Origin of the sequence: Oerskovia douganii, assembly GCF_015142735.1 — a bacterium.
Lineage (GTDB): Bacteria > Actinomycetota > Actinomycetes > Actinomycetales > Cellulomonadaceae > Oerskovia > Oerskovia douganii.
Window position 1 is genome coordinate 100,673 of the sequence record NZ_JACSPN010000009.1, and the last position, 19,901, is coordinate 120,573.

At 70.8% G+C, this 19,901-nt stretch carries 16 protein-coding genes; 6 read left to right on the forward strand and 10 right to left on the reverse strand.

Annotated features, from left to right (window positions below; all coding sequences use genetic code 11):
- The first annotated feature begins 95 nt into the window (after window positions 1-95).
- Window positions 96-581: an OsmC family protein gene (locus tag H9623_RS09040; RefSeq protein ID WP_193719722.1), complete on the forward strand. Its 486-nt coding sequence runs from the start codon at window positions 96-98 to the stop codon at window positions 579-581.
- A gap of 23 nt (window positions 582-604) precedes the next feature.
- Here H9623_RS09040 and uvrA read toward each other — a convergent pair whose 3' ends face one another.
- Window positions 605-3,673, reverse strand: coding sequence for an excinuclease ABC subunit UvrA (gene uvrA / locus H9623_RS09045; RefSeq protein ID WP_193719723.1), 3,069 nt, complete (start codon window positions 3,671-3,673; stop codon window positions 605-607).
- A 259-nt stretch (window positions 3,674-3,932) separates the two neighbouring features.
- Between uvrA and H9623_RS09050 the strand changes: the two genes are divergently transcribed.
- A complete protein-coding gene (locus tag H9623_RS09050; protein ID WP_193719724.1) occupies window positions 3,933-4,640 on the forward strand; it encodes an MBL fold metallo-hydrolase in 708 nt (235 codons plus the stop codon).
- Window positions 4,641-4,710: 70 nt separating this feature from the next.
- The gene (locus H9623_RS09055; protein ID WP_321575359.1) at window positions 4,711-5,019 is read left to right on the forward strand and encodes a YciI family protein; all 309 of its coding nucleotides are present in this window, start codon (window positions 4,711-4,713) and stop codon (window positions 5,017-5,019) included.
- Between the two features lie 112 nt (window positions 5,020-5,131).
- Here H9623_RS09055 and H9623_RS09060 read toward each other — a convergent pair whose 3' ends face one another.
- The 4 genes from H9623_RS09060 to uvrB all read right to left on the reverse strand — a co-directional run bounded on the left by H9623_RS09060 (window position 5,132) and on the right by uvrB (window position 10,050).
- Window positions 5,132-6,145 (reverse strand): TerC family protein, encoded by a 1,014-nt coding sequence (locus tag H9623_RS09060; protein WP_193719725.1) that lies wholly within the window; start codon window positions 6,143-6,145, stop codon window positions 5,132-5,134.
- The gene (locus tag H9623_RS09065; protein WP_193719726.1) at window positions 6,145-7,143 is read right to left on the reverse strand and encodes a TerC family protein; all 999 of its coding nucleotides are present in this window, start codon (window positions 7,141-7,143) and stop codon (window positions 6,145-6,147) included. Before H9623_RS09065 ends, H9623_RS09060 begins: the two co-directional genes overlap by 1 nt.
- 280 nt (window positions 7,144-7,423) lie before the next feature.
- Window positions 7,424-7,846 (reverse strand): VOC family protein, encoded by a 423-nt coding sequence (locus H9623_RS09070; protein ID WP_193719727.1) that lies wholly within the window; start codon window positions 7,844-7,846, stop codon window positions 7,424-7,426.
- 107 nt (window positions 7,847-7,953) lie between these two features.
- The gene (gene uvrB / locus H9623_RS09075; protein ID WP_193719728.1) at window positions 7,954-10,050 is read right to left on the reverse strand and encodes an excinuclease ABC subunit UvrB; all 2,097 of its coding nucleotides are present in this window, start codon (window positions 10,048-10,050) and stop codon (window positions 7,954-7,956) included.
- 257 nt (window positions 10,051-10,307) lie between these two features.
- Here uvrB and H9623_RS09080 point away from each other — a divergent pair, with 257 nt between their 5' ends.
- Window positions 10,308-11,795, forward strand: a complete 1,488-nt coding sequence (locus H9623_RS09080; protein ID WP_193719729.1) for a choice-of-anchor A family protein — start codon at window positions 10,308-10,310, stop codon at window positions 11,793-11,795.
- 121 nt (window positions 11,796-11,916) lie between these two features.
- On the opposite strand, the gene H9623_RS09085 is transcribed toward H9623_RS09080, so the two are convergent.
- Genes H9623_RS09085 through H9623_RS09095 form a run of 3 tightly spaced genes read right to left on the reverse strand, consistent with a single transcriptional unit; the run spans window position 11,917 to window position 13,704 of the window.
- Complete coding sequence (locus H9623_RS09085; protein WP_193719730.1) at window positions 11,917-12,609, reverse strand: pyroglutamyl-peptidase I; 693 nt, start codon at window positions 12,607-12,609, stop codon at window positions 11,917-11,919.
- The gene (gene coaE, locus H9623_RS09090) at window positions 12,606-13,223 is read right to left on the reverse strand and encodes a dephospho-CoA kinase (protein ID WP_193719731.1); all 618 of its coding nucleotides are present in this window, start codon (window positions 13,221-13,223) and stop codon (window positions 12,606-12,608) included. Before coaE ends, H9623_RS09085 begins: the two co-directional genes overlap by 4 nt.
- 16 nt (window positions 13,224-13,239) lie before the next feature.
- Window positions 13,240-13,704 carry a MarR family winged helix-turn-helix transcriptional regulator gene (locus H9623_RS09095; RefSeq protein ID WP_193719732.1) on the reverse strand — a complete coding sequence of 155 codons (465 nt, stop codon included), beginning with the start codon at window positions 13,702-13,704 and terminating at the stop codon, window positions 13,240-13,242.
- Window positions 13,705-13,854: 150 nt separating this feature from the next.
- On the opposite strand from H9623_RS09095, the gene H9623_RS09100 reads away from it, so the two are divergent.
- Window positions 13,855-15,765, forward strand: a complete 1,911-nt coding sequence (locus H9623_RS09100; RefSeq protein ID WP_193719755.1) for an ABC transporter ATP-binding protein — start codon at window positions 13,855-13,857, stop codon at window positions 15,763-15,765.
- Between the two features lie 289 nt (window positions 15,766-16,054).
- Here the strand turns inward: H9623_RS09100 and rpsA are convergent, their stop codons facing one another.
- The gene (gene rpsA / locus H9623_RS09105; RefSeq protein ID WP_191790319.1) at window positions 16,055-17,527 is read right to left on the reverse strand and encodes a 30S ribosomal protein S1; all 1,473 of its coding nucleotides are present in this window, start codon (window positions 17,525-17,527) and stop codon (window positions 16,055-16,057) included.
- A 347-nt stretch (window positions 17,528-17,874) separates the two neighbouring features.
- Entirely contained in the window at window positions 17,875-18,900 is a 1,026-nt protein-coding gene (locus H9623_RS09110; protein ID WP_193719733.1) for a 6-phosphofructokinase, read from the reverse strand.
- Between the two features lie 131 nt (window positions 18,901-19,031).
- On the opposite strand from H9623_RS09110, the gene H9623_RS09115 reads away from it, so the two are divergent.
- A complete protein-coding gene (locus H9623_RS09115) occupies window positions 19,032-19,841 on the forward strand; it encodes a class I SAM-dependent methyltransferase (RefSeq protein ID WP_193719734.1) in 810 nt (269 codons plus the stop codon).
- The last annotated feature ends 60 nt before the right edge of the window (window positions 19,842-19,901 follow it).

Sequence of the window (19,901 nt, forward strand, 5' to 3'; positions counted from 1 at the left end):
CAGCCTAGGACAGTGCACCCACACGTCCGCCCCCTCGGGGCGACGCACGTGACGCCCGTCACACACGAACGGGGATCCGCCGCTAGGGTGACCGCATGGGCGCCCTTCACTCCTACGCCGCGACCGTCCGCTGGACGGGGGCCGGCCAGACCGGAACCACCACCTACACCGCGTACAGCCGGGACCACGACGTCGAGCTCGCCGGGAGGCCGACGCTCCCGGGCACTGCCGACCCCGCGTTCCGCGGCGACCCGGCCCGCTACAGCCCCGAGGAGCTGTTCGTCGCGAGCCTGTCGCAGTGCCACATGCTGTGGTTCCTGCACCTCGCGTCCGCCGCGGGGATCGTCGTGCGCGAGTACACGGACGAGGTGACGGGCACCATGCGGGTCGAGTCGGCCGGCGCGGGACAGTTCACGGACGTCACCCTGCACCCGCACGTCGTGGTCGACGACGGCCCCCAGGTCAGCGACCAGGCCGTCGCCGAGGTCCATCGCCGCGCGCACGACCACTGCTTCCTGGCACGGTCCGTGAACTTCCCGGTCCTGCTCGAACCCGCCCCGCTGCGCACGCACGCCGCCTGAGACGGGCCACCCCGCGGCGGAGCTCAGTCGCTCGTCGGCTCGGCCTTCTCCGCTGCGGCCTTCCGGGCGGCAGCCTTCCTGGGGGCCGCAGCCTTGGGGGCGGCCGACGCCTTGACGGTCGTCGAGGACTCGTTCGCCGCGGCCGTCGTGGACGACTTGCGTGCGGCCGTCTTCCGAGGCGTCTTCGCGGCCGAGGCCTTGCCCGCCGTGGCGGACGAGGACTTCTTGGGCAGGGGCGCCACCGGGATCGGGTCCCCCGTGAGGACCTCCGCGAGGAACCGACCGGTGTGGCTCGCCGGGACCGCCGCGACCTGCTCCGGCGTTCCCTCCGCGATGACCCGACCTCCCCCGGAACCGCCCTCGGGGCCCATGTCGATGACCCAGTCCGCGTTCTTGATGACGTCGAGGTTGTGCTCGATCACGAGGACCGTGTTGCCCTTGTCGACGAGCGACTGGAGGACCGCGAGCAGCTTGCGGATGTCTTCGAAGTGCAGGCCCGTCGTGGGCTCGTCCAGGACGTAGATCGTCCGGCCCGTCGACCGCTTCTGCAGCTCGCTCGCGAGCTTGACGCGCTGGGCCTCACCACCCGAGAGGGTGGGCGCCGGCTGACCGAGGCGCACGTAGCCGAGGCCGACCTCCGAGAGCGTCTTGAGGTGCCGCGAGATCGTGGGGACCGCCGCGAAGAACTCCGAGGCCTCCTCGATGGGCATGTCGAGCACGTCCGCCACGGTCTTGCCCTTGAAGTGCACCTCGAGCGTCTCGCGGTTGTAGCGCGCGCCGTGGCAGACCTCGCAGGGGACGTAGACGTCCGGCAGGAAGTTCATCTCGATCTTGATGGTCCCGTCGCCCGAGCACGCCTCGCAGCGCCCGCCCTTGACGTTGAACGAGAAGCGCCCAGGCGTGTAGCCACGGACCTTGGCCTCGCTCGTCTCGGCGAAGAGCTTGCGGACGTGGTCCCAGACCCCCGTGTAGGTCGCGGGGTTCGACCGCGGGGTGCGCCCGATGGGCCCCTGGTCCACGTGCACGACCTTGTCGAGGTTCTCGAGCCCCGTGATGCGACGGTGACGGCCCGCGACCTGCCGCGCCCCGTTGAGCTCGTTGGCGAGCACGGTGTAGAGGATCGAGTTGACCAGCGTGGACTTCCCCGAGCCCGAGACCCCGGTGACGGCGGTCAGGGTGCCGAGCGGGAAGCTCACGTCGATGCCCTCGAGGTTGTGCTCTCGCGCACCGATGACCGTGACCTGACGGTCCTTGTCCACGGGTCGGCGCGACGCGGGCAGCGGGATGCTGCGGCGTCCTGCGAGATAGGCGCCCGTGACGGACTCGGGGGCCTCGAGGAGCCCCGCGTAGTCGCCCGAGTGGATCACGCGACCGCCGTGCTCGCCGGCCCCCGGCCCGATGTCCACGATCCAGTCGGCGGCACGGATGGTGTCCTCGTCGTGCTCGACGACGATGAGGGTGTTGCCCAGGTCCCGCAGACGGGTCAGCGTGTCGATGAGGCGACGGTTGTCGCGCTGGTGCAGCCCGATGCTCGGCTCGTCCAGGACGTACAGCACACCCACGAGCCCCGAGCCGATCTGCGTCGCGAGGCGGATGCGCTGCGCCTCGCCGCCCGAGAGGGTCCCTGCGGGACGCTCGAGCGAGAGGTAGTCCAGGCCGACGTCGAGGAGGAAGCCCAGCCGGGCGTCGATCTCCTTGAGGACCTCGGTCGCGATGGCCTTCTGGCGGGTGCCCAGCTCGAGCGAGCCGAGGAACGCGGCGGCCTCGCGCAGCGGCAGACGGCAGACCTCCGCGATCGACTTGTCGCCGACCTTGACCGCGAGGACCTCGGGCTTGAGGCGAGTGCCCTCGCACACCGGGCACGGCGTCTCGCGCATGTACGCCTCGTACTTCTCCTTGGACCACTCCGACTCGGTCTCGCCGTGCCGGCGTTCCAGGAACGTCACGACCCCCTCGAAGCCGGTCGAGTACTGGCGCTCGCGCCCCCAGCGGTTCTTGTACCGGACGTGGACCTCGTGGTTCTGGCCGTAGAGCACGGCCTGCTGGGCGCGCTGGGGCAGCGCGCGCCACGGCACGTCCATGGAGAAGCCGAGGTCCGAGGCCAGGGCCGTCAGGACGCGGTTGAAGTACTCCGAGGAGATCTGCGCCCAGGGGGCCACCGCGCCCTCGGCCAGCGACTTCTCGTCGTCGGGGATCACGAGGTCCGGGTCCACCTCGAGGCGGAAGCCGATGCCCGTGCACTCGGGGCACGCCCCGTAGGGAGCGTTGAAGGAGAAGGTGCGCGGCTCGATCTCGTCGAGCGTGAGCTCGTGGTCGTTGGGGCACGCGCGCTTCTCGGAGAAGCGTCGCTCACGCTGCGGGTCGTCCGCGTCGGCGTCCACGAGCTCGACGACGACGAGCCCGCCCGCGAGCCCCAGCGCCGTCTCCACGGAGTCCGTGAGCCTGCGCTGGACGCCCTCGCGCGAGACGAGACGGTCGATCACGACCTCGATGTCGTGCTTGAGCTTCTTCTCGAGCGTGGGAGGGTCCGTCAGCTGGACGACCTCTCCGTCGACCCGTGCGCGCGCGAACCCCTTGGACTGCAGCTCCTTGAAGAGCTCGCTGTACTCGCCCTTGCGTCCGCGGACCACGGGCGCCAGGACCTGGTAGCGCGTGCCCTCCGGCAGCTCGAGGAGGCGGTCGACGATCTGCTGCGGCGTCTGGGCCTGGACCTTCTCGCCGCAGACCGGGCAGTGCTGCGTGCCGGCGCGCGCGAACAGCAGGCGGAGGTAGTCGTAGACCTCGGTGATGGTGCCCACGGTCGAGCGCGGGTTGCGGTTGGTCGACTTCTGGTCGATCGAGACCGCGGGCGAGAGCCCTTCGATGAAGTCGACGTCCGGCTTGTCCATCTGCCCGAGGAACTGGCGGGCGTACGCGGACAACGACTCGACGTAGCGGCGCTGCCCCTCGGCGAAGATGGTGTCGAACGCGAGGGAGGACTTGCCGGACCCCGACAGGCCCGTGAAGACGATGAGCTGGTCCCTCGGCAGGTCGAGGTCGACGTTGCGGAGGTTGTGCTCGCGGGCACCAGCGATGACAAGGCGATTGCTCACCGAAGCATCGTATGCCTCGACCCTGACATTCGCACACCTGTTCGACCCCTCGGTTCCACCGCCGACCGTCGGGAGCGACGTCCCCGACGGCCCGGATCCGCCGGCGGGCCCCGTGACCAGCGCGCCGACCGGCGTCCCGACCCGTGCGCACGGCACCGCAGGTGCGGACGAGACACGCGTCACACGGTCCGCCTCGCGTGCCATACTCGGCCGCGAGCAGCCCGGCCGGGCTGCTCGAGCGACGGGACGGGGAGCGCACATGGGCTACGGCGGCGACGTGGTGGTCGGAGGACCGAGCGACCTGCGCGTCCTCGACGAGCTCGAGGTCCGCAAGGCGGCCGTCGGCCCCTCCGCGAACAACACCTACCTCCTGACCTGCCGGGCCGGCGGAGCCCAGCTCCTCGTCGACGCCGCCGCCGACGCCGACCGGCTCGTCGCCCTCGTGCGCGAGGGGTCGCCCGACGCTCGCCTCGACCTGATCGTCACGACGCACCGCCACCTCGACCACGTGGGAGCGCTCGAGTCGCTCGTCGCCGTCACCGGGGCCCCGGTCGCCGCAGGCGCCCCGGACGCGGAGGCCGTCAGCGAGGCGACCGGGGTCGCGATCACGCGCCCGCTGCACGACGGCGACACGATCGTCCTCGGCCACGTCACCCTCGAGGTGATCGGCCTGCGGGGCCACACCCCGGGGTCCGTCGCGCTCGCCTACCGCGAACCCGAGCACGCGAGCGGCCCCGGCTCGCTGCCCGGGCGCGTGCACCTGTTCACGGGGGACACCCTGTTCCCGGGCGGGGTCGGCAGCACGTCGAACGACCCCGCGCGCTTCGCCCAGCTCTACGCCGACGTCACCACGAAGCTCTTCGACCGGTACGACGACGCCACCTGGGTGTACCCCGGCCACGGCCTCGACACGACCCTCGGGGCCGAGCGCCCGCACCTCGACGAGTGGCGCGAGCGCGGGTGGTAGCCCCCTCCGGTCCGGCGGGCCGCCCCGAGGCCCGGGACCAGGGGCCGGCCTCGGTCCGGAGAGTGCTTGAATGAGCGCCATGCCGATCTTCGCCGTGACCTACACGTACGCCGACCGCCCCACCGTCCTGGACGAGCACCGCCCTGAGCACCGCGCCTTCCTGCGCGGGCTGCTCGACGACGGCACGCTGCTCGCGTCCGGCCCGCTCGCCCAGGACGCCGCCAACCCCGCCGGCGCCCTCCTGCTGGTCGACGCGCCGGACGAGGGGGCGGTCGCGACGGCGCTCGACGCCGACCCGTTCGCGCGCGAGCACGTCATCACCCGCCGGACCGTCCGCCCCTGGTCCCCCGTCATCGGCCCCTGGGCCGACCGCGCCTGACCGCACCGGCACCCTCGACGGGCGACGCGCCCCCGGACGCGCGACGGCCCGCCTCCCCGAGGGGAGGCGGGCCGTCCGCGTACCAGGCGAGCAGGCGCCCGACGCGAGCGCGCTACGAGGGCGCGTCGACGTCGTCGGGCACCGGCTCGAGCCTGCTCGACGCACGCGTGCGCAGCAGGCTCGCCACGGTCGTGACCCCGAGCGCGCCCACGATGACCACGAGCGAGAGCCAGATCGGGACCGTCGGGACGGCCTCGACGTGCTGCCCGCCGTTGATGAACGGCAACGTGTTCTCGTGCAGCGCCTCGAGGATGAGCTTGATCCCGATGAAGCCCAGGATGACCGCCAGCCCGATCGGCAGGTAGACCAGGCGCTCGAGCAGCCCACCCAGCAGGAAGTAGAGCTGACGGAGCCCCATGAGGGCGAAGACGTTCGTCGTGAACACGATGAACGGGTCCTGCGTCAGGCCGAAGATCGCCGGGATCGAGTCGAACGCGAACAGCAGGTCCGTGCTGCCGATCGCGAGGAACACGACGAGCATGGGCGTGAAGAGCTTCTTGCCGTCGACCACGGTCCGCAGCCTGCCGCCGTCGTACGTCTGCGACAGGGGAAGCACCCGGCGCAGCGACCGGATCAGCCGGTTCTCCTGGTACTCCTCCGGCTCGTCCCCGCCCGCGACCAGCTTGACCGCGGTGTAGATCAGGAACGCCCCGAAGAGGTAGAAGACCCACACGAACTGGGCGATGATCGCGGCGCCCGCGAGGATGAACGCACCTCGCAGCACGAGCGCCACGATGATCCCCACCATGAGCACCTTCTGCTGGTGCTCCCGCGGCACGGCGAACCTCGTCATGATGATGACGAACACGAAGAGGTTGTCCACGGACAGGCTGTACTCGGTGAGCCAGCCCGCGTAGAACTCGACCGCGGGAGCACTGCCGCCCACGAGGGCGACGAGGCCGCCGAAGACCAGTGCCAGGGCGACGTAGAACGCCACCCACAGGCCGCTCTCCTTCATCGACGGCACGTGCGGCCGACGGCCCACGACCACCAGGTCGACGAGCAGGAGGACGACGAGGGCCGTCAGGGACGCCGCCTCGAACCAGAACGGCAGCTCGTGCTGCATCAGTAGGTCTCCTTCTCCAGCTGTCGGCGGTCGCTACGGTCCTTCGCGAGGCTCGCGATCGTGGTGATCGCCAGCGTGACCACGATGAAGCCGAGCGAGACGGCCGTGGAGATCTCCGGGATGGCCGTGATGTGCTCACCACCGTTGATGAACGGGATCTCGTTCTTGTGCAGCGCGTGGATGAGCAGCTTGATCCCGATGAAGCCGAGGATCGCGGCCAGCCCCCAGGCCAGGTACACGAGGCGGTCCAGCAGACCGTCGATCAGGAAGTAGAGCTGACGCAGACCGAGCAGCGAGAACGCGTTGGCCGCGAAGACGAGGAACGTCTCCTGCGTGAGACCGAAGATCGCGGGGATCGAGTCCACCGCGAAGAGCAGGTCGGCGCTGCCGATCGCGATCATCACGATGAGCATGGGCGTGATGTAGCGCTTGCCGTCGATCTTGGTGAACATGCGGTCCTCGACGTACGCGTCCGTCGTCGGGAACAGGCGGCGCGTGAGGCGCAGGACGCCGTTCTCCTTGTACTCCTCGTCGTCGTGCGACCGCGCACTCTTGATCTGCGCGTACGCCGTGTAGATCAGGAAGGCGCCGAAGATGTAGAAGACCCAGCTGAAGTTCTCGATCAGCGCGGCGCCCAGGAAGATGAAGATCGTGCGCAGGACCAGCGCGATCGTGATCCCGATCAGCAGCACCTTCTGCTGGTACAGCCTGGGCACGCGGAAGCTCGTCATGATGAGGACGAACACGAAGAGGTTGTCGACCGACAGGCTCTTCTCCGTGATGTACCCGGCGAAGTACTCACCGCCGTAGACCGAGCCGAAGTAGGCCCAGATCCCGACCCCGAAGAGCACCGCGATCCCGACGTAGCCGGCGGACCACCACGAGGCTTCCTTGAGGGTGGGAGCGTGCGGGGTGCGGACGTGGCCCACGAAGTCGAAGGCCAGCATCGCGACGATCACCCCGATCGTCGCGACCCACATCCAGACAGGAACATCCATCACACATACCTCCGGTACGTAGCGTCGAGTACCGAAGGTCTCTTCCGCCCTCGGATCACCGAACCGCCCGGAGGCGGCCGCGAGAGGTGACCGTGCAGGACCGGTGACACCGGGCCGACGACTGCGCCGACCGTGATGACGACATCACCGTGTTCAGGAATACTCCCCTTCAACCGAGCAAGCATAGGGCATCGTGCGATGCCGGCCCCCTCGCCTCCCACAACGCGTCGAGCCGTGCGGTTCTTCCGGCACGCCTCCCGCCGCGGCGCCCGTCAGGTGCTCACTGCACGCAGAACTCGTTGCCCTCGGGGTCCTGCAGGACGATCCAGAACTCACCGTCCTCGTCCATCTCCTGGAGCACGGTCGCCCCGAGCGAGACGAGGTGCTGCGTGTGCGAGCGGACGTTGCGCACCCTCTCGTCGCCCTGTCCGTCGACCCCCACGTCGATGTGCATGCGGTTCTTGGCCGTCTTGCCCTCGGGGACCTGCTGGACGAAGATCCGTGGCCCCACGCCGTCCGGGTCCACGATCGCGGCGAACGCGTTGAACCGGTCCGGGCTCATGCCCCAGGACGCCATCGCGGCCTCCCAGTCGTCGAACCCGTCGGGCGGTGGCTGCGCGACGTAGCCGAGCGCCTCGCACCAGAAGGCCGCGAGCGCCCGGGGGTCCGCTGCGTCGAACGTGATCTGGACCGTGCGTGCCATGTGATCCCTCGTCCTCTCCCGAGCGCCGGGCCGACGGCGTCGGTCGGGCGGTGCCCTGGCGTCCGGCGGCGCCCCGTGCAGGCGGTCGCCGTCGTCAGGGCGTGTCGTCAGGCGGTGGCCGACTGCATCTGCCGCAGCTCCTTCTTGAGCCCGGAGATCTCGTCGCGCAGGCGCGCGGCGAGCTCGAACTGCAGCTCGGCCGCTGCGGCGTGCATCTGGTCGCTCAGCTCCTGGATGAGGTCGGCGAGCTCGCCCGCCGCGACCCCCGCCAGCCGGTTCGACGTCGCCCCCTCCTTGGGGCCGCCGGGGACCGGGGCGCGACCCTTGCCGGGCTGCCGGTAGCCGCCCGCGAGGAGCTCCTGCGTGTCGATGTCCTCCCGGGCGAGCATGTCCGTGACGTCGGCGATCTTCTTGCGCAGCGGCATGGGGTCCACACCGTGCTCGAGGTTGTACGCGACCTGCTTCTCGCGGCGCCGCGTGGTCTCCTCGATCGCCTGGGCCATGGCGGGGGTGATCTTGTCGGCGTACATGTGGACCTGGCCGGACACGTTGCGCGCCGCACGACCGATCGTCTGGATGAGGGACGTGCCCGATCGCAGGAAGCCCTCCTTGTCCGCGTCGAGGATCGCGACGAGCGAGACCTCGGGCAGGTCGAGCCCCTCGCGGAGCAGGTTGATGCCGACCAGGACGTCGTACTCCCCCATCCGCAGCTCGCGCAGGAGCTCGACGCGGCGCAGCGTGTCGACCTCGGAGTGCAGGTACCGGACCCGGACGTCGCGCTCCAGGAAGTAGTCCGTGAGGTCCTCGGACATCTTCTTGGTCAGGGTCGTGACCAGGACGCGCTCGTTGCGCTCGACCCGCTCACGGATCTCGTGGAGCAGGTCGTCGATCTGCCCCGTGGTCGGCTTGACCACGATCTCCGGGTCGACCAGACCGGTGGGGCGGATGATCTGCTCGACCACGCCGTCCGACATCGAGAGCTCGTACTTGCCCGGCGTCGCCGAGAGGTACACCGTCTGCCCGATCCGCTCGACGAACTCCTCCCAGCGCAGCGGCCGGTTGTCCATGGCGCTCGGCAGGCGGAAGCCGTGGTCGACGAGGTTGCGCTTGCGCGACATGTCACCCTCGAACATCGCCCCGATCTGGGGCACGGTCACGTGGGACTCGTCGATCACGAGGAGGAAGTCCTCGGGGAAGTAGTCCAGCAGCGTGTGCGGCGCGGTGCCGGGCTCTCGCCCGTCGATGTGCCGCGAGTAGTTCTCGATCCCCGAGCACGACCCGATCTGGCGCATCATCTCGATGTCGTAGGTGGTGCGCATGCGCAGACGCTGCGCCTCGAGGAGCTTGTTCTGCCGCTCCAGCTCCGCGAGCCGCTGCTCGAGCTCGGTCTCGATCGACGTGATCGCGCGCTCCATGCGCTCCGGGCCGGCGACGTAGTGCGTCGCGGGGAACAGGTTGACGCTCGTCTCCGACCGCACGACCTCTCCCGTGAGCGGGTGGAGCAGGTGGATCGCCTCGATCTCGTCGCCGAAGAACTCGATGCGGATCGCGAGCTCCTCGTAGACCGGGATGATCTCGACCGTGTCGCCGCGCACCCGGAACGTGCCGCGCGTGAACGCCATGTCGTTGCGCGTGTACTGCATGGTGACGAACTGGCGCAGCATCGCGTCCCGCTCGACCTGGTCCCCGACGTCGAGCCGGACCATGCGGTCGACGTACTCCTGCGGCGTGCCCAGGCCGTAGATGCACGACACCGAGGCCACCACGACGACGTCACGGCGCGTCAGCAGCGACGACGTCGCGGAGTGACGCAGGCGCTCGACCTCGTCGTTGATCGAGGAGTCCTTCTCGATGTAGGTGTCCGTCTGCGCGATGTAGGCCTCGGGCTGGTAGTAGTCGTAGTACGACACGAAGTACTCGACCGCGTTGTTGGGGAGCAGCTCCCGGAACTCGGTCGCCAGCTGCGCCGCCAGGGTCTTGTTGGGCGCCATGACCAGGGTGGGCCGTTGCAGCTCCTCGATGAGCCACGCCGTCGTCGCCGACTTCCCGGTACCCGTGGCCCCGAGGAGCACCACGTCCTTCTCGCCCGCGCGCAGGCGCTCGGAGAGCTCGGCGATGGCCGTGGGCTGGTCTCCGGACGGGGTGTAGTCGGAGATGACCTCGAACGGGGCGACGGTGCGCTGGAGATCGGTGACAGGTCGCATGGTTCCACGGTACGGCGAGCCACCGACAACCGGCCGCTCGGCCCGTCGGCCCCATCGGCCGCCGAGGCGCCGTCGTGAGGATCGGCGCCGGTTTTCACCCGGTTGAAGATTTGGCGTGTCGCGAAGGCCGCCCCTAATGTCGCGGTGATCCCACGCTTCTCGTGACATCCCTCACCAAACCCGACAGCGGGCCACGACGTGCCGTTGATTAGTACGCAAACCTTACTTTCAGCCTCGACCCTCTCCCGGAGACGACGATGTTCCTCAGCTCGACACGCAGGGCACCCCGGCGCCCCCTCCTCGGCCTGCTCACCGCAGGTGCGCTGACCGCAGGCCTGCTCGGTGCCGCAGGAGCGCCCGCGGCCTTCGCAGCCCCCGCGTCCACCACGAAGGCTCCGTCGACGTGCCCCGCTGACGGCGTCTTCCCCGACATCACCACCGGGCCGGGCAACCTCGTGCTGGACACGGGCGTCGCCGTCTACGTCGGGGGGAACTACGTGGCCCACCCCGCCGCGGCCGAGTCCGAGGGCCTGCTCGTCGTCGCGGGCGACGCCACGTTCTCCTCGGGCCAGTTCAACGTCGGCACCGTCGGCGGAGGATCGGGCGTCACGCCCGCCGGGGGTGCCGCCATGCTCGTCGTCGGCAAGGACCTGACGCTCGAGAGCGGCCCCGTGCAGGTCGGCTTCGGCACCGACCCGGGCGGCGCTGTCGTCGTCGGGGGCAAGATCGTCGGCAAGAACCACCTCGAGACGAACGGCACGGGCGACGCGAGCGTGTCCGCCGAGGTCACGGAAGGCGTCGGCTCCGCGAAGGCCCTCGCCCCGTACGCCGCGCTCGGGAGCTCGCTGGGCAGCATCTCCCAGGACCTCGCCCGCACCCCGGTCAACGGCCGCACGCAGATCGAGGGGAACGCGGTCTCGTTCGTCGGCGACGGCACCCGGAGCACGCAGGTCTTCTCCGTCAGCGCAGCGCAGCTCAACTCGATCCGCGAGGTCAGGTACTCGGGCCTCGCCGCGGGCACGCCGGTCGTCATCAACGTCTCGGGTGACGGCGTCGACTTCTCGCCCAACTACCAGGCGCTCAACGCGCGCCGGGTCGACGACGTCGCCACGAGCGCGAGCATCGGGACGTTCGCGGGCCGCGTCCTGTGGAACTTCTCCGAGGCGACGTCGGTGACCCTCGGGACCGCCGACCAATTCGTCGGCAGCGTGCTCGTGCCCTCCGCGAGCAGCACGGTCGAGATCAAGACCAGCACCAACGGACGGCTGTACGTCGGAGGCGACCTGAGCTTCGCCGGTGCCGCGGGCCCCGCCGGTCTCGAGCACCACAGCTACCCGTGGATCGGCTCGGGCGCGTTCGGGTGCACCCTGACCGTCCCCCCGACCACGGGCACCGACGGTGGCGGGCAGGAGCCGTCCGACCCCACCGACGAGCCCGGCTCGACCGACGAGCCGAGCGTGGAGCCCGGCGAGCCGGGTGAGGGCAGCCTGGTCCCCACGCCGACGGCCACCACCCCGGCCCCGCTCGACGAGACCACGCCCGTCGCGGACCCGGTCACCCCTGCCCCCGGCGCAGCGAACCCGGTGCAGGACGAGGACGTGCCCGGCGCAGCCGCCACGGAGGACGGCGGCCTCGCCGCCACGGGCGCGCAGACCGCCGTGATCGTCCTGATCGCCGTGGCGCTCCTCGCGGGCGGCACGTGGCTGGTCCTGCTGGCACGCCGACGCGCGGCCGCGTCGCGCTGACGACCGGGCGACGCAGCACGACGGCCGAGGCCCCCAGGTAGGCACACCTGGGGGCCTCGGCCGTCCTCCGGCGACCGTCACCGCCGAGGCGCGGGCGCCGGCCGGGAGGCAGGCAGCCTCGTCAGTGCTCGGTCCCCCCGGAGACCGCCAGGGGCGCGACGTGCGCCGGACGACCGTCGCCGCGCGCGGGCTCGGCGTCGAGATCCGCGAGGGCCGTCTCGACGACGACCCGCAGCCCCTCGACGACCGCGGCGAGAGGCAGGGACGCACCGTCGGGCCCCTGGCTCCCGGGCGCTCCCGTCGCGCTCACCTCGGGGACGTGCACGAACCCGGCCCGGACGCCGTCGCGCCCGTCCGCCCACCGCATGAGGTCGTAGAACGTCGCGTTGCACACGTAGGTCCCCGCGGTGCTCGACACCGCGACGGGGACCCCGGCCTCACGCACCGCGACCAGGACAGGCTTGAGGGGCAGGGTCGTGAGGTAGCCGACCGGCCCTCCCTCGACCACGGGCACGTCGACGGGGGCCTCCCCCGCGTTGTCGGGGATGCGCGCGTCGACCACGTTGATCGCGACGCGCTCGAGGCGGAGCGCGCTCGTCCCGGCGGCGAGGCCGACAGCCACCACGACCCGGGGCCGGTGCTCCTCGACGGCCGCCCGCAACGCGGGCCACGCCCCCGCGAACGTGCACGGGAGCTCGACCGCGACGAGCCGCTCGTCCCCGTGCCACGTGTCGCGCAGCGCACGCACGGCCTGCCAGGACGCGTTGGTCGCGGCGCCGTCGAACGGTTCGAACCCGGACAGCAGGACGGTCACGCGAGCTCCTCGGCCGTCTCCTGGACGATCCGCTCCCACAGCACGTCGACCTCGGCGCGCAGCGCCTCCGGGGCGCCGCCACCGTCGAGCGTGACGTCGGCGACCGCGAGCCGCTCGGCGTCCGTGGCCTGCGCGGCGATGCGCGCCCGGGCCTCGTCCTCGCTCATGCCCCGCACGGAGACGAGGCGCCGCAGGCGCACGTCCTCGGGAGCCACGACCACGGCGACCAGGTGGAACGACTCGGCCTGCCCCGTCTCCACGAGCAGCGGGATGTCGTGCACGACGACGGCGCGCGGGTCGCGTGCGGCGACGAGGGCCTCGCGCTCGGCGGACAGGCGCCGCACCTCGGGGTGGACGATCCCGTTGAGCCTGCCGCGGGCCGCGTCGTCGCCGAACACGATCGTCCCGAGCCGCGCACGGTCGAGCGATCCGTCGGGCGCGAGGACGTCGGCGCCGAACGCCTCGACGATCTCCGCGAGCCCCACGGTGCCGGGAGCGACCGCCTCGCGTGCGAGGACGTCGGCGTCGATGACGCAGGCCCCGAGCTCGGCGAACCGATCGAGGGCCACGGACTTTCCTGCTGCGATCCCGCCGGTCAGGCCTACGCGAAACATGGGTCCATCCTGCCAGTCAAGCCTCGTGCGCACGCCCCGGGGCCGGGCCGGGCTCGTCGGCCACGACGCGCAGCAGGCGGATGAGCTCGTGCCGGTCGTCGGCGTCGAGGCGCGACAGGAGCGTCCCTGCGCTGGTCTCGCGCTCGGCGGCGACCGCTGCGAGGGTGCGTCGGCCGTCCTCGGTCAGTTCGACGAGGGTCGCTCGACGGTCCGTGGGGTCGGGCAGCCTGCGCACGAGCCCGGCGGCCTCGGCGTCGTCGACCTTCGAGGTGACGGACCGGGGGGCGACGTCGAGCATGCAGGCCAGCGCACTGGGACGCTGGGGGCCGTCGCAGTGCGCGAGGGCGCGCAGCATGCGGTACTGCCCCGGGGTCGTCCGGGCCCGACCGAGACGCTCCCCCGCCTCGCGCCGCACCGCACGCATCGCGGCGTGCAGGAGGGTGAGGAACTCGGCGTTCTCGGCGTCGATGTCTGTCGTCACAGGCACGAGACTAGTCGCCCGCCGAAGCATTGTGAACCACCTCATGGTGAGGTAGGCTCACTAACGGCGTCGAGGCCCCTCCTCCGCTGCTCCCTCCGACCTCCTGGAGGCCACGTGTCCTTCCCCTCATCCTTCGGCGGCGGCTCCGGCATGCGCACCTTCCGCCAGGACTCCTCGATCACCAAGCAGCGGCTCCACCGCGGCACCGTCCGGCGCATCCTCGGCTTCGCGCGCCCGTACAAGGCGCAGCTCACCGTGTTCATGGTGCTCATCGCGCTCAACGCCGCCGCGGGCGCCGTGACCCCGCTGCTGTTCAAGTACCTCATCGACAACGGCATCACGGCCGGGCGGGTCGACGTCGTCGTCGAGATCTCGCTCGTCGTCGCGGGCATCGCCCTCGCGTCCGGGCTGCTCAGCGTCGGCGAGCGCTGGTTCTCCGCCCGCGTGGGCGAGGGCCTCATCCTCGACCTGCGCACCGCGGTGTTCGACCACGTGCAACGCATGCCCCTCGCGTTCTTCGCCCGCACGCGCACCGGGGCCCTCGTCCAGCGCCTGAACGGCGACGTGCTCGGCGCGCAGCAGGCGTTCACCTCCACGCTGTCCAACGTCTTCTCGAACCTGCTCACGGTCGTGTTCGTGCTCGCCGCGATGCTCTCGATGTCCTGGGAGCTCACGCTCATCGCGCTCGCGCTGCTGCCCGTGTTCGTCCTGCCCGCCCGCTGGGTCGGACGTCGGCTCGCCGGGATCACGCGCGAGAGCTACACCCTCAACGCCGACGCTGCCCAGATGATGAACGAGCGGTTCAACGTCGCAGGTGCCCACCTCGTCAAGATCTTCGGACGACCCGAGCAGGAGTCCGCGACATACGCGGAGCAGGCCGGCCGCGTCCGCGACATCGGGGTGACGGCCGCCATGTACGCCACGGTCTTCCGCGTCGCGCTGACGACCGTCGCGTCCGTCGCGGTCGCGATCGTCTACGGGCTCGGGGGCGTCATGGCCATCCGTGGCACGCTCACCGTCGGCGTCGTCGTCGCCCTCACGGCCTACCTCGCGCGCCTCTACGGGCCGCTCACCGCGCTCTCCAACGTCCAGGTCGACGTCATGACGGCGCTCGTCAGCTTCGAGCGCGTCCTCGAGGTGCTCGACCTGGAGCCGTCCGTGACCGACGCCCCGGACGCGAGCGACCTGTCCGACGACGTCGCCCGCCACGGCGCGACCCTCGCCCTCGACCACGTCACCTTCCGCTATCCCGGGGCCGCGGACGTCTCGCTCGCGTCGCTCGAGGCCGTCGCGACCGTGAGCTCGGACCCCACCACCGACACGCTCAGCGACGTCTCGTTCGAGGTCCCGGCCGGCGCGATGGTCGCGATCGTCGGCCCCTCGGGCGCAGGCAAGACCACGATCTCCCAGCTCGTCACGCGGATGTACGACCCCACGCACGGTGCGGTGCGCATCGCTGGACGCGACCTGCGGGAAGTGACCCAGAGGTCGCTGCAGGACACCGTGGGAGTCGTCTCCCAGGAGGCGCACCTCTTCCACGACACGATCGCCGGCAACCTGCGGTACGCCAAGCCGGACGCCACCGACGCCGAGCTGTGGACCGCCCTGCGCCAGGCGCACGTCGCAGAGCTCGTCGAGTCCCTGCCCGCCGGCCTCGAGACCGTGGTCGGCGACCGCGGCTACCGGCTCTCGGGCGGCGAACGCCAGCGGCTCGCGATCGCCCGCCTCTTCCTCAAGGCGCCGGCACTCGTCGTGCTCGACGAGGCCACGGCCCACCTCGACTCCGAGTCGGAGGCAGCGGTCCAGCTCGCGCTCGACGCCGCGCTCGACGGACGGACGTCGCTCGTGATCGCCCACCGTCTGTCCACGATCCGCCAGGCCGACATGATCGTCGTGCTCGACCAGGGGCACGTCGTGGCGACCGGCACGCACTCCGAGCTGCTGGTCCACGGCGGGCTCTACGCCGAGCTCTACCGGACCCAGTTCGCGACCACGGCCGAGGCGGGCACGTCCGGCGAGGCGCTGAGGTCCGACGACGACGCGGAGCCGCTCCCCGTGTGAGCCCGCAGGACGCCGCGCCCGTCGGCGCCCTGTCGGCTCCCCGGGGCACCGGCGCCCCGAGGACACGCGGGCGCCGTGGCGCGGCTGCGGCCTGCGGGGTACGGCCACGGGTGCGGTCGGCGGCCTGTGCGTCCGTGCAGGATCGACGCACGCAGGACGCCCTGCGGCCGGATCGAGCACCAGGCGTGACCGCCCGAGCCCTCACGACGTCCGGGCACGACGAAGGCCCGCCACCCGAAGGTGGCGGGCCTCGTCATGACGTCACCCCGGCCGTGAGGCCAGGAGGAGATCAGTTACCGGTGAGCTTCTCGCGCAGAGCGGCGAGCGCCTCGTCCGAGGCCAGCGTGCCGGCAGCCTCTTCCTGGACCGGGGTCGAGGAGTAGGTGGCAGCGGAGCTGGCGGAGGACTCGCCCGAGGTCGCAGCCTCGTCGTCGGCCTTGAGAGCCTCGGCGACCTGCTTGCGGTGAGCCTCCCAGCGCTCGTGAGCCTTCGCGTACTGCGACTCCCACGTCTCGCGCTGAGCCTCGAAGCCCTCGAGCCACTCGTTGGTCTCGGGGTCGAAGCCCTCGGGGTACTTGTAGTTCCCCTGCTCGTCGTACTCGGCAGCCATGCCGTACAGCGCGGGGTCGAAGTCGTCCGACTCCGGGTCCACGCCCTCGTTGGCCTGCTTGAGCGACAGCGAGATGCGGCGACGCTCGAGGTCGATGTCGATGACCTTGACGAAGACCTCGTCACCGACGTTGACGACCTGCTCGGGCAGCTCGACGTGGCGGACAGCCAGCTCGGAGATGTGCACGAGGCCCTCGATGCCGTCCTCGACGCGCACGAACGCACCGAACGGGACGAGCTTCGTGACCTTGCCCGGCACGACCTGACCGATGGCGTGCGTCCGGGCGAAGGTCTGCCACGGGTCCTCCTGCGTCGCCTTCAGCGACAGGGAGACGCGCTCGCGGTCGAAGTCGACGTCCAGGACCTCGACCGTGACCTCCTGGCCCACCTCGACGACCTCGGAGGGGTGGTCGATGTGCTTCCAGGACAGCTCGGAGACGTGCACCAGACCGTCGACGCCGCCGAGGTCCACGAACGCACCGAAGTTGACGATCGAGGAGACGACACCGGGGCGCACCTGGCCCTTCTGCAGGGTCTGCAGGAAGGTCGAGCGAACCTCGGACTGCGTCTGCTCGAGCCACGCACGACGCGACAGGACGACGTTGTTGCGGTTCTTGTCGAGCTCGATGATCTTCGCCTCGATCTCCTTGCCGACGTACGGCTGGAGGTCGCGGACGCGGCGCATCTCCACCAGCGACGCGGGCAGGAAGCCGCGCAGGCCGATGTCGAGGATGAGGCCGCCCTTGACGACCTCGATGACGGTGCCGGTGACGACGCCGTCCTCTTCCTTGATCTTCTCGATCGTGCCCCAGGCACGCTCGTACTGAGCGCGCTTCTTGGAGAGGATCAGGCGACCTTCCTTGTCCTCCTTCTGGAGGACGAGGGCCTCGACTGCGTCACCGACCTTGACGACGTCCCCGGGGTCCACGTCGTGCTTGATGGACAGCTCGCGGGAGGGGATGACGCCCTCGGTCTTGTAGCCGATGTCGAGGAGAACCTCGTCGCGGTCGACCTTGACGATCGTGCCTTCGACAATGTCACCGTCATTGAAGTACTTGATGGTGGCGTCGATGGCGGCAAGGAAGTCCTCTTCGGTGCCGATGTCGTTGATGGCAACCTGAGGTGCGGACTTCGCGGGGGTGGAGATGGTCATTGAGTTCGATGCTCCGATGCGGACAGGAAGTAGTTCGGATAGGGATGTTGCTGTGGTGGTCACCACCGGTGACCTCCGCTCCGAGCACGGAACGGCCCCGCCACGACGGACACGAGCGGACACGCGTCGAGTCTTCGGCGGGAGGTAGGGCGGTAGGCGCACTGCACCGTCAGACATCCTATCGACGGATCGGCGGAGCGGTCAAAGGGAGAGCGTGGCGTTGCACGCGCTCTCACGTGTGCTCCGTCACCTCGGGATCCCCTCCCCGTCCCCACGACCGGCTGCGCCCGCACGCGCGCCGGCCGCTCGCGAAGCCACGAGCGGCCGACGGGCAGGGCGATCCCGGGTCAGGACAGGGCGTGCGCGACCCGCAGCAGCTCCGCGGGGACGTGCTTGACCTTGCCTGCGATCTCGTCGAGCGGGACGAGCACGACGCTCTCGCCGCGCAGCGCCGTCATGACCTTCGACTCGCCGCGCGAGATCGCGTCGACCGCGGCGACCCCGAACCGGCTGCCGAGGATGCGGTCGGTGGGCGTGGGCTCCCCGCCACGCTGCACGTGCCCCAGGACCGTGAGCCGCGTGTCGAAGCCCGTGCGGCGGGCGATCTCGGCCGAGACCCGCTCGCCGATCGAGCCCGCGATGATCTCGCCGTACTTCCCGAGCTCCTGGGTGAACTCCATGCTGCCGCCCTCGCGGGGCACCGCCCCCTCGGCGACGACCACGATCGAGAAGTTCGCGTGCGCGCGGTGACGGTGGCGCAGGAACTTCTCGATGGCGTCCATGTCGAACGGGTCCTCGGGCGCGAGGACGACCTCGGCGCCGCCGGCGATCCCCGCGTTGACGGCGATCCAGCCCGCGTGACGCCCCATGACCTCGACGACCATGACGCGGTTGTGGCTCTCCGCGGTCGTGTGGACGCGGTCGATCGCCTCGGTGGCGATGTTCACGGCCGTGTGGAAGCCGATCGACAGGTCGGTGCCCTCCACGTCGTTGTCGATCGTCTTGGGGATCGCGACGATGTTGACGCCGGCGTCCGCGACCTTGCTCGCGGCGTGCAGCGTGCCGTCACCACCGATGCAGATCATGGCGTCGAGCCGCTCCGCCTCGACCGTCGCGAGGACCGCGTCGATCCCGCCGTCGGACGCGTGCGGGTGGAAGCGCGCCGTGCCGAGGAGGGTCCCTCCGACAGGGAGCACGTTCCGGATGTCCTGGCGTCCGAGCGGGATGATGTCGCCGTCGACGACGCCCTTCCACCCGTTCCGGAAACCGATGATGGTGTGACCGTACTCGCCCATCCCCTGCTTGACGACGGCCCTGATGGCCGCGTTCAAACCGGGGCAGTCCCCGCCACCTGTGAGCAGACCGATGCGCAACTCGAACCTCGTCTCGTGATGAGTGATCGTCGGAAGGCGGACCAGCGCCTTCGCTCGACCGACCAGCCCTCAGCCTATCGACCACCAGGGACGATGCCGTGGAACGACCCTCGGCACGAGACGATGGATGCATGACGGATGAGACGATCGGTTCGGTCGGGTACCGCGACGTCCCCCCTGCACAGGGCGGGGCGGCCGGGCGCTCGTGGTGGGACGCCAACGCCGAGGAGTACCTCGACGAGCACGGGGACTTCCTCGGCGCGGTCGACTTCTGCTGGTGCCCCGAGGGGCTGCGCGAGTCCGAGGCGCACCTCCTGGGCGACCTCGCAGGACGGCGCGTGCTCGAGCTCGGGGCGGGTGCCGCCCAGTGCTCGCGGTGGCTCGTGTCGCGCGGCGTCGAGGCGGTCGCGACGGACGTCTCGGGCGGGATGCTCGCAGCGGGCGCGCGGCTCAACGCGTCGACGGGCATCGCCGTGCCGCTGGTCCAGGCCGACGCACGCCGCCTCCCCTTCGCGGACGCGAGCTTCGACGTCGCCTTCACCTCGTTCGGCGCCATCCCCTTCGTGCCCGACGCCGCCTCGATCCACCGCGAGGCCGCTCGCGTCCTGCGCCCGGGGGGCTCGTGGGTCTTCTCGGTGACCCACCCGGTGCGCTGGGCATTCCCCGACGACCCGAGCGAACGGGGCCTGACGGCGCACCGCTCCTACTTCGACAGGCGCCCCTACGTCGAGACCGACACCTCCGGTCGCGTCACCTACGCGGAGTACCACCGCACGCTCGGGGACCACGTGCGCGAGGTCGTGGGTGCGGGTCTCGCGATCGAGGACGTGGTCGAGCCGGAGTGGCCGGCAGACAACCAGGAGGTCTGGGGCGGCTGGGGACCCGTCCGGGGCGCCTACCTGCCGGGCACGGCGATCTTCCGGACACGCCTGACCGGCTGAGCAGAGGCCCTCGACCGGCGCGGGGGGGGGGGGGGGGGGGGGGGGGGGGGGGGGGGGGGG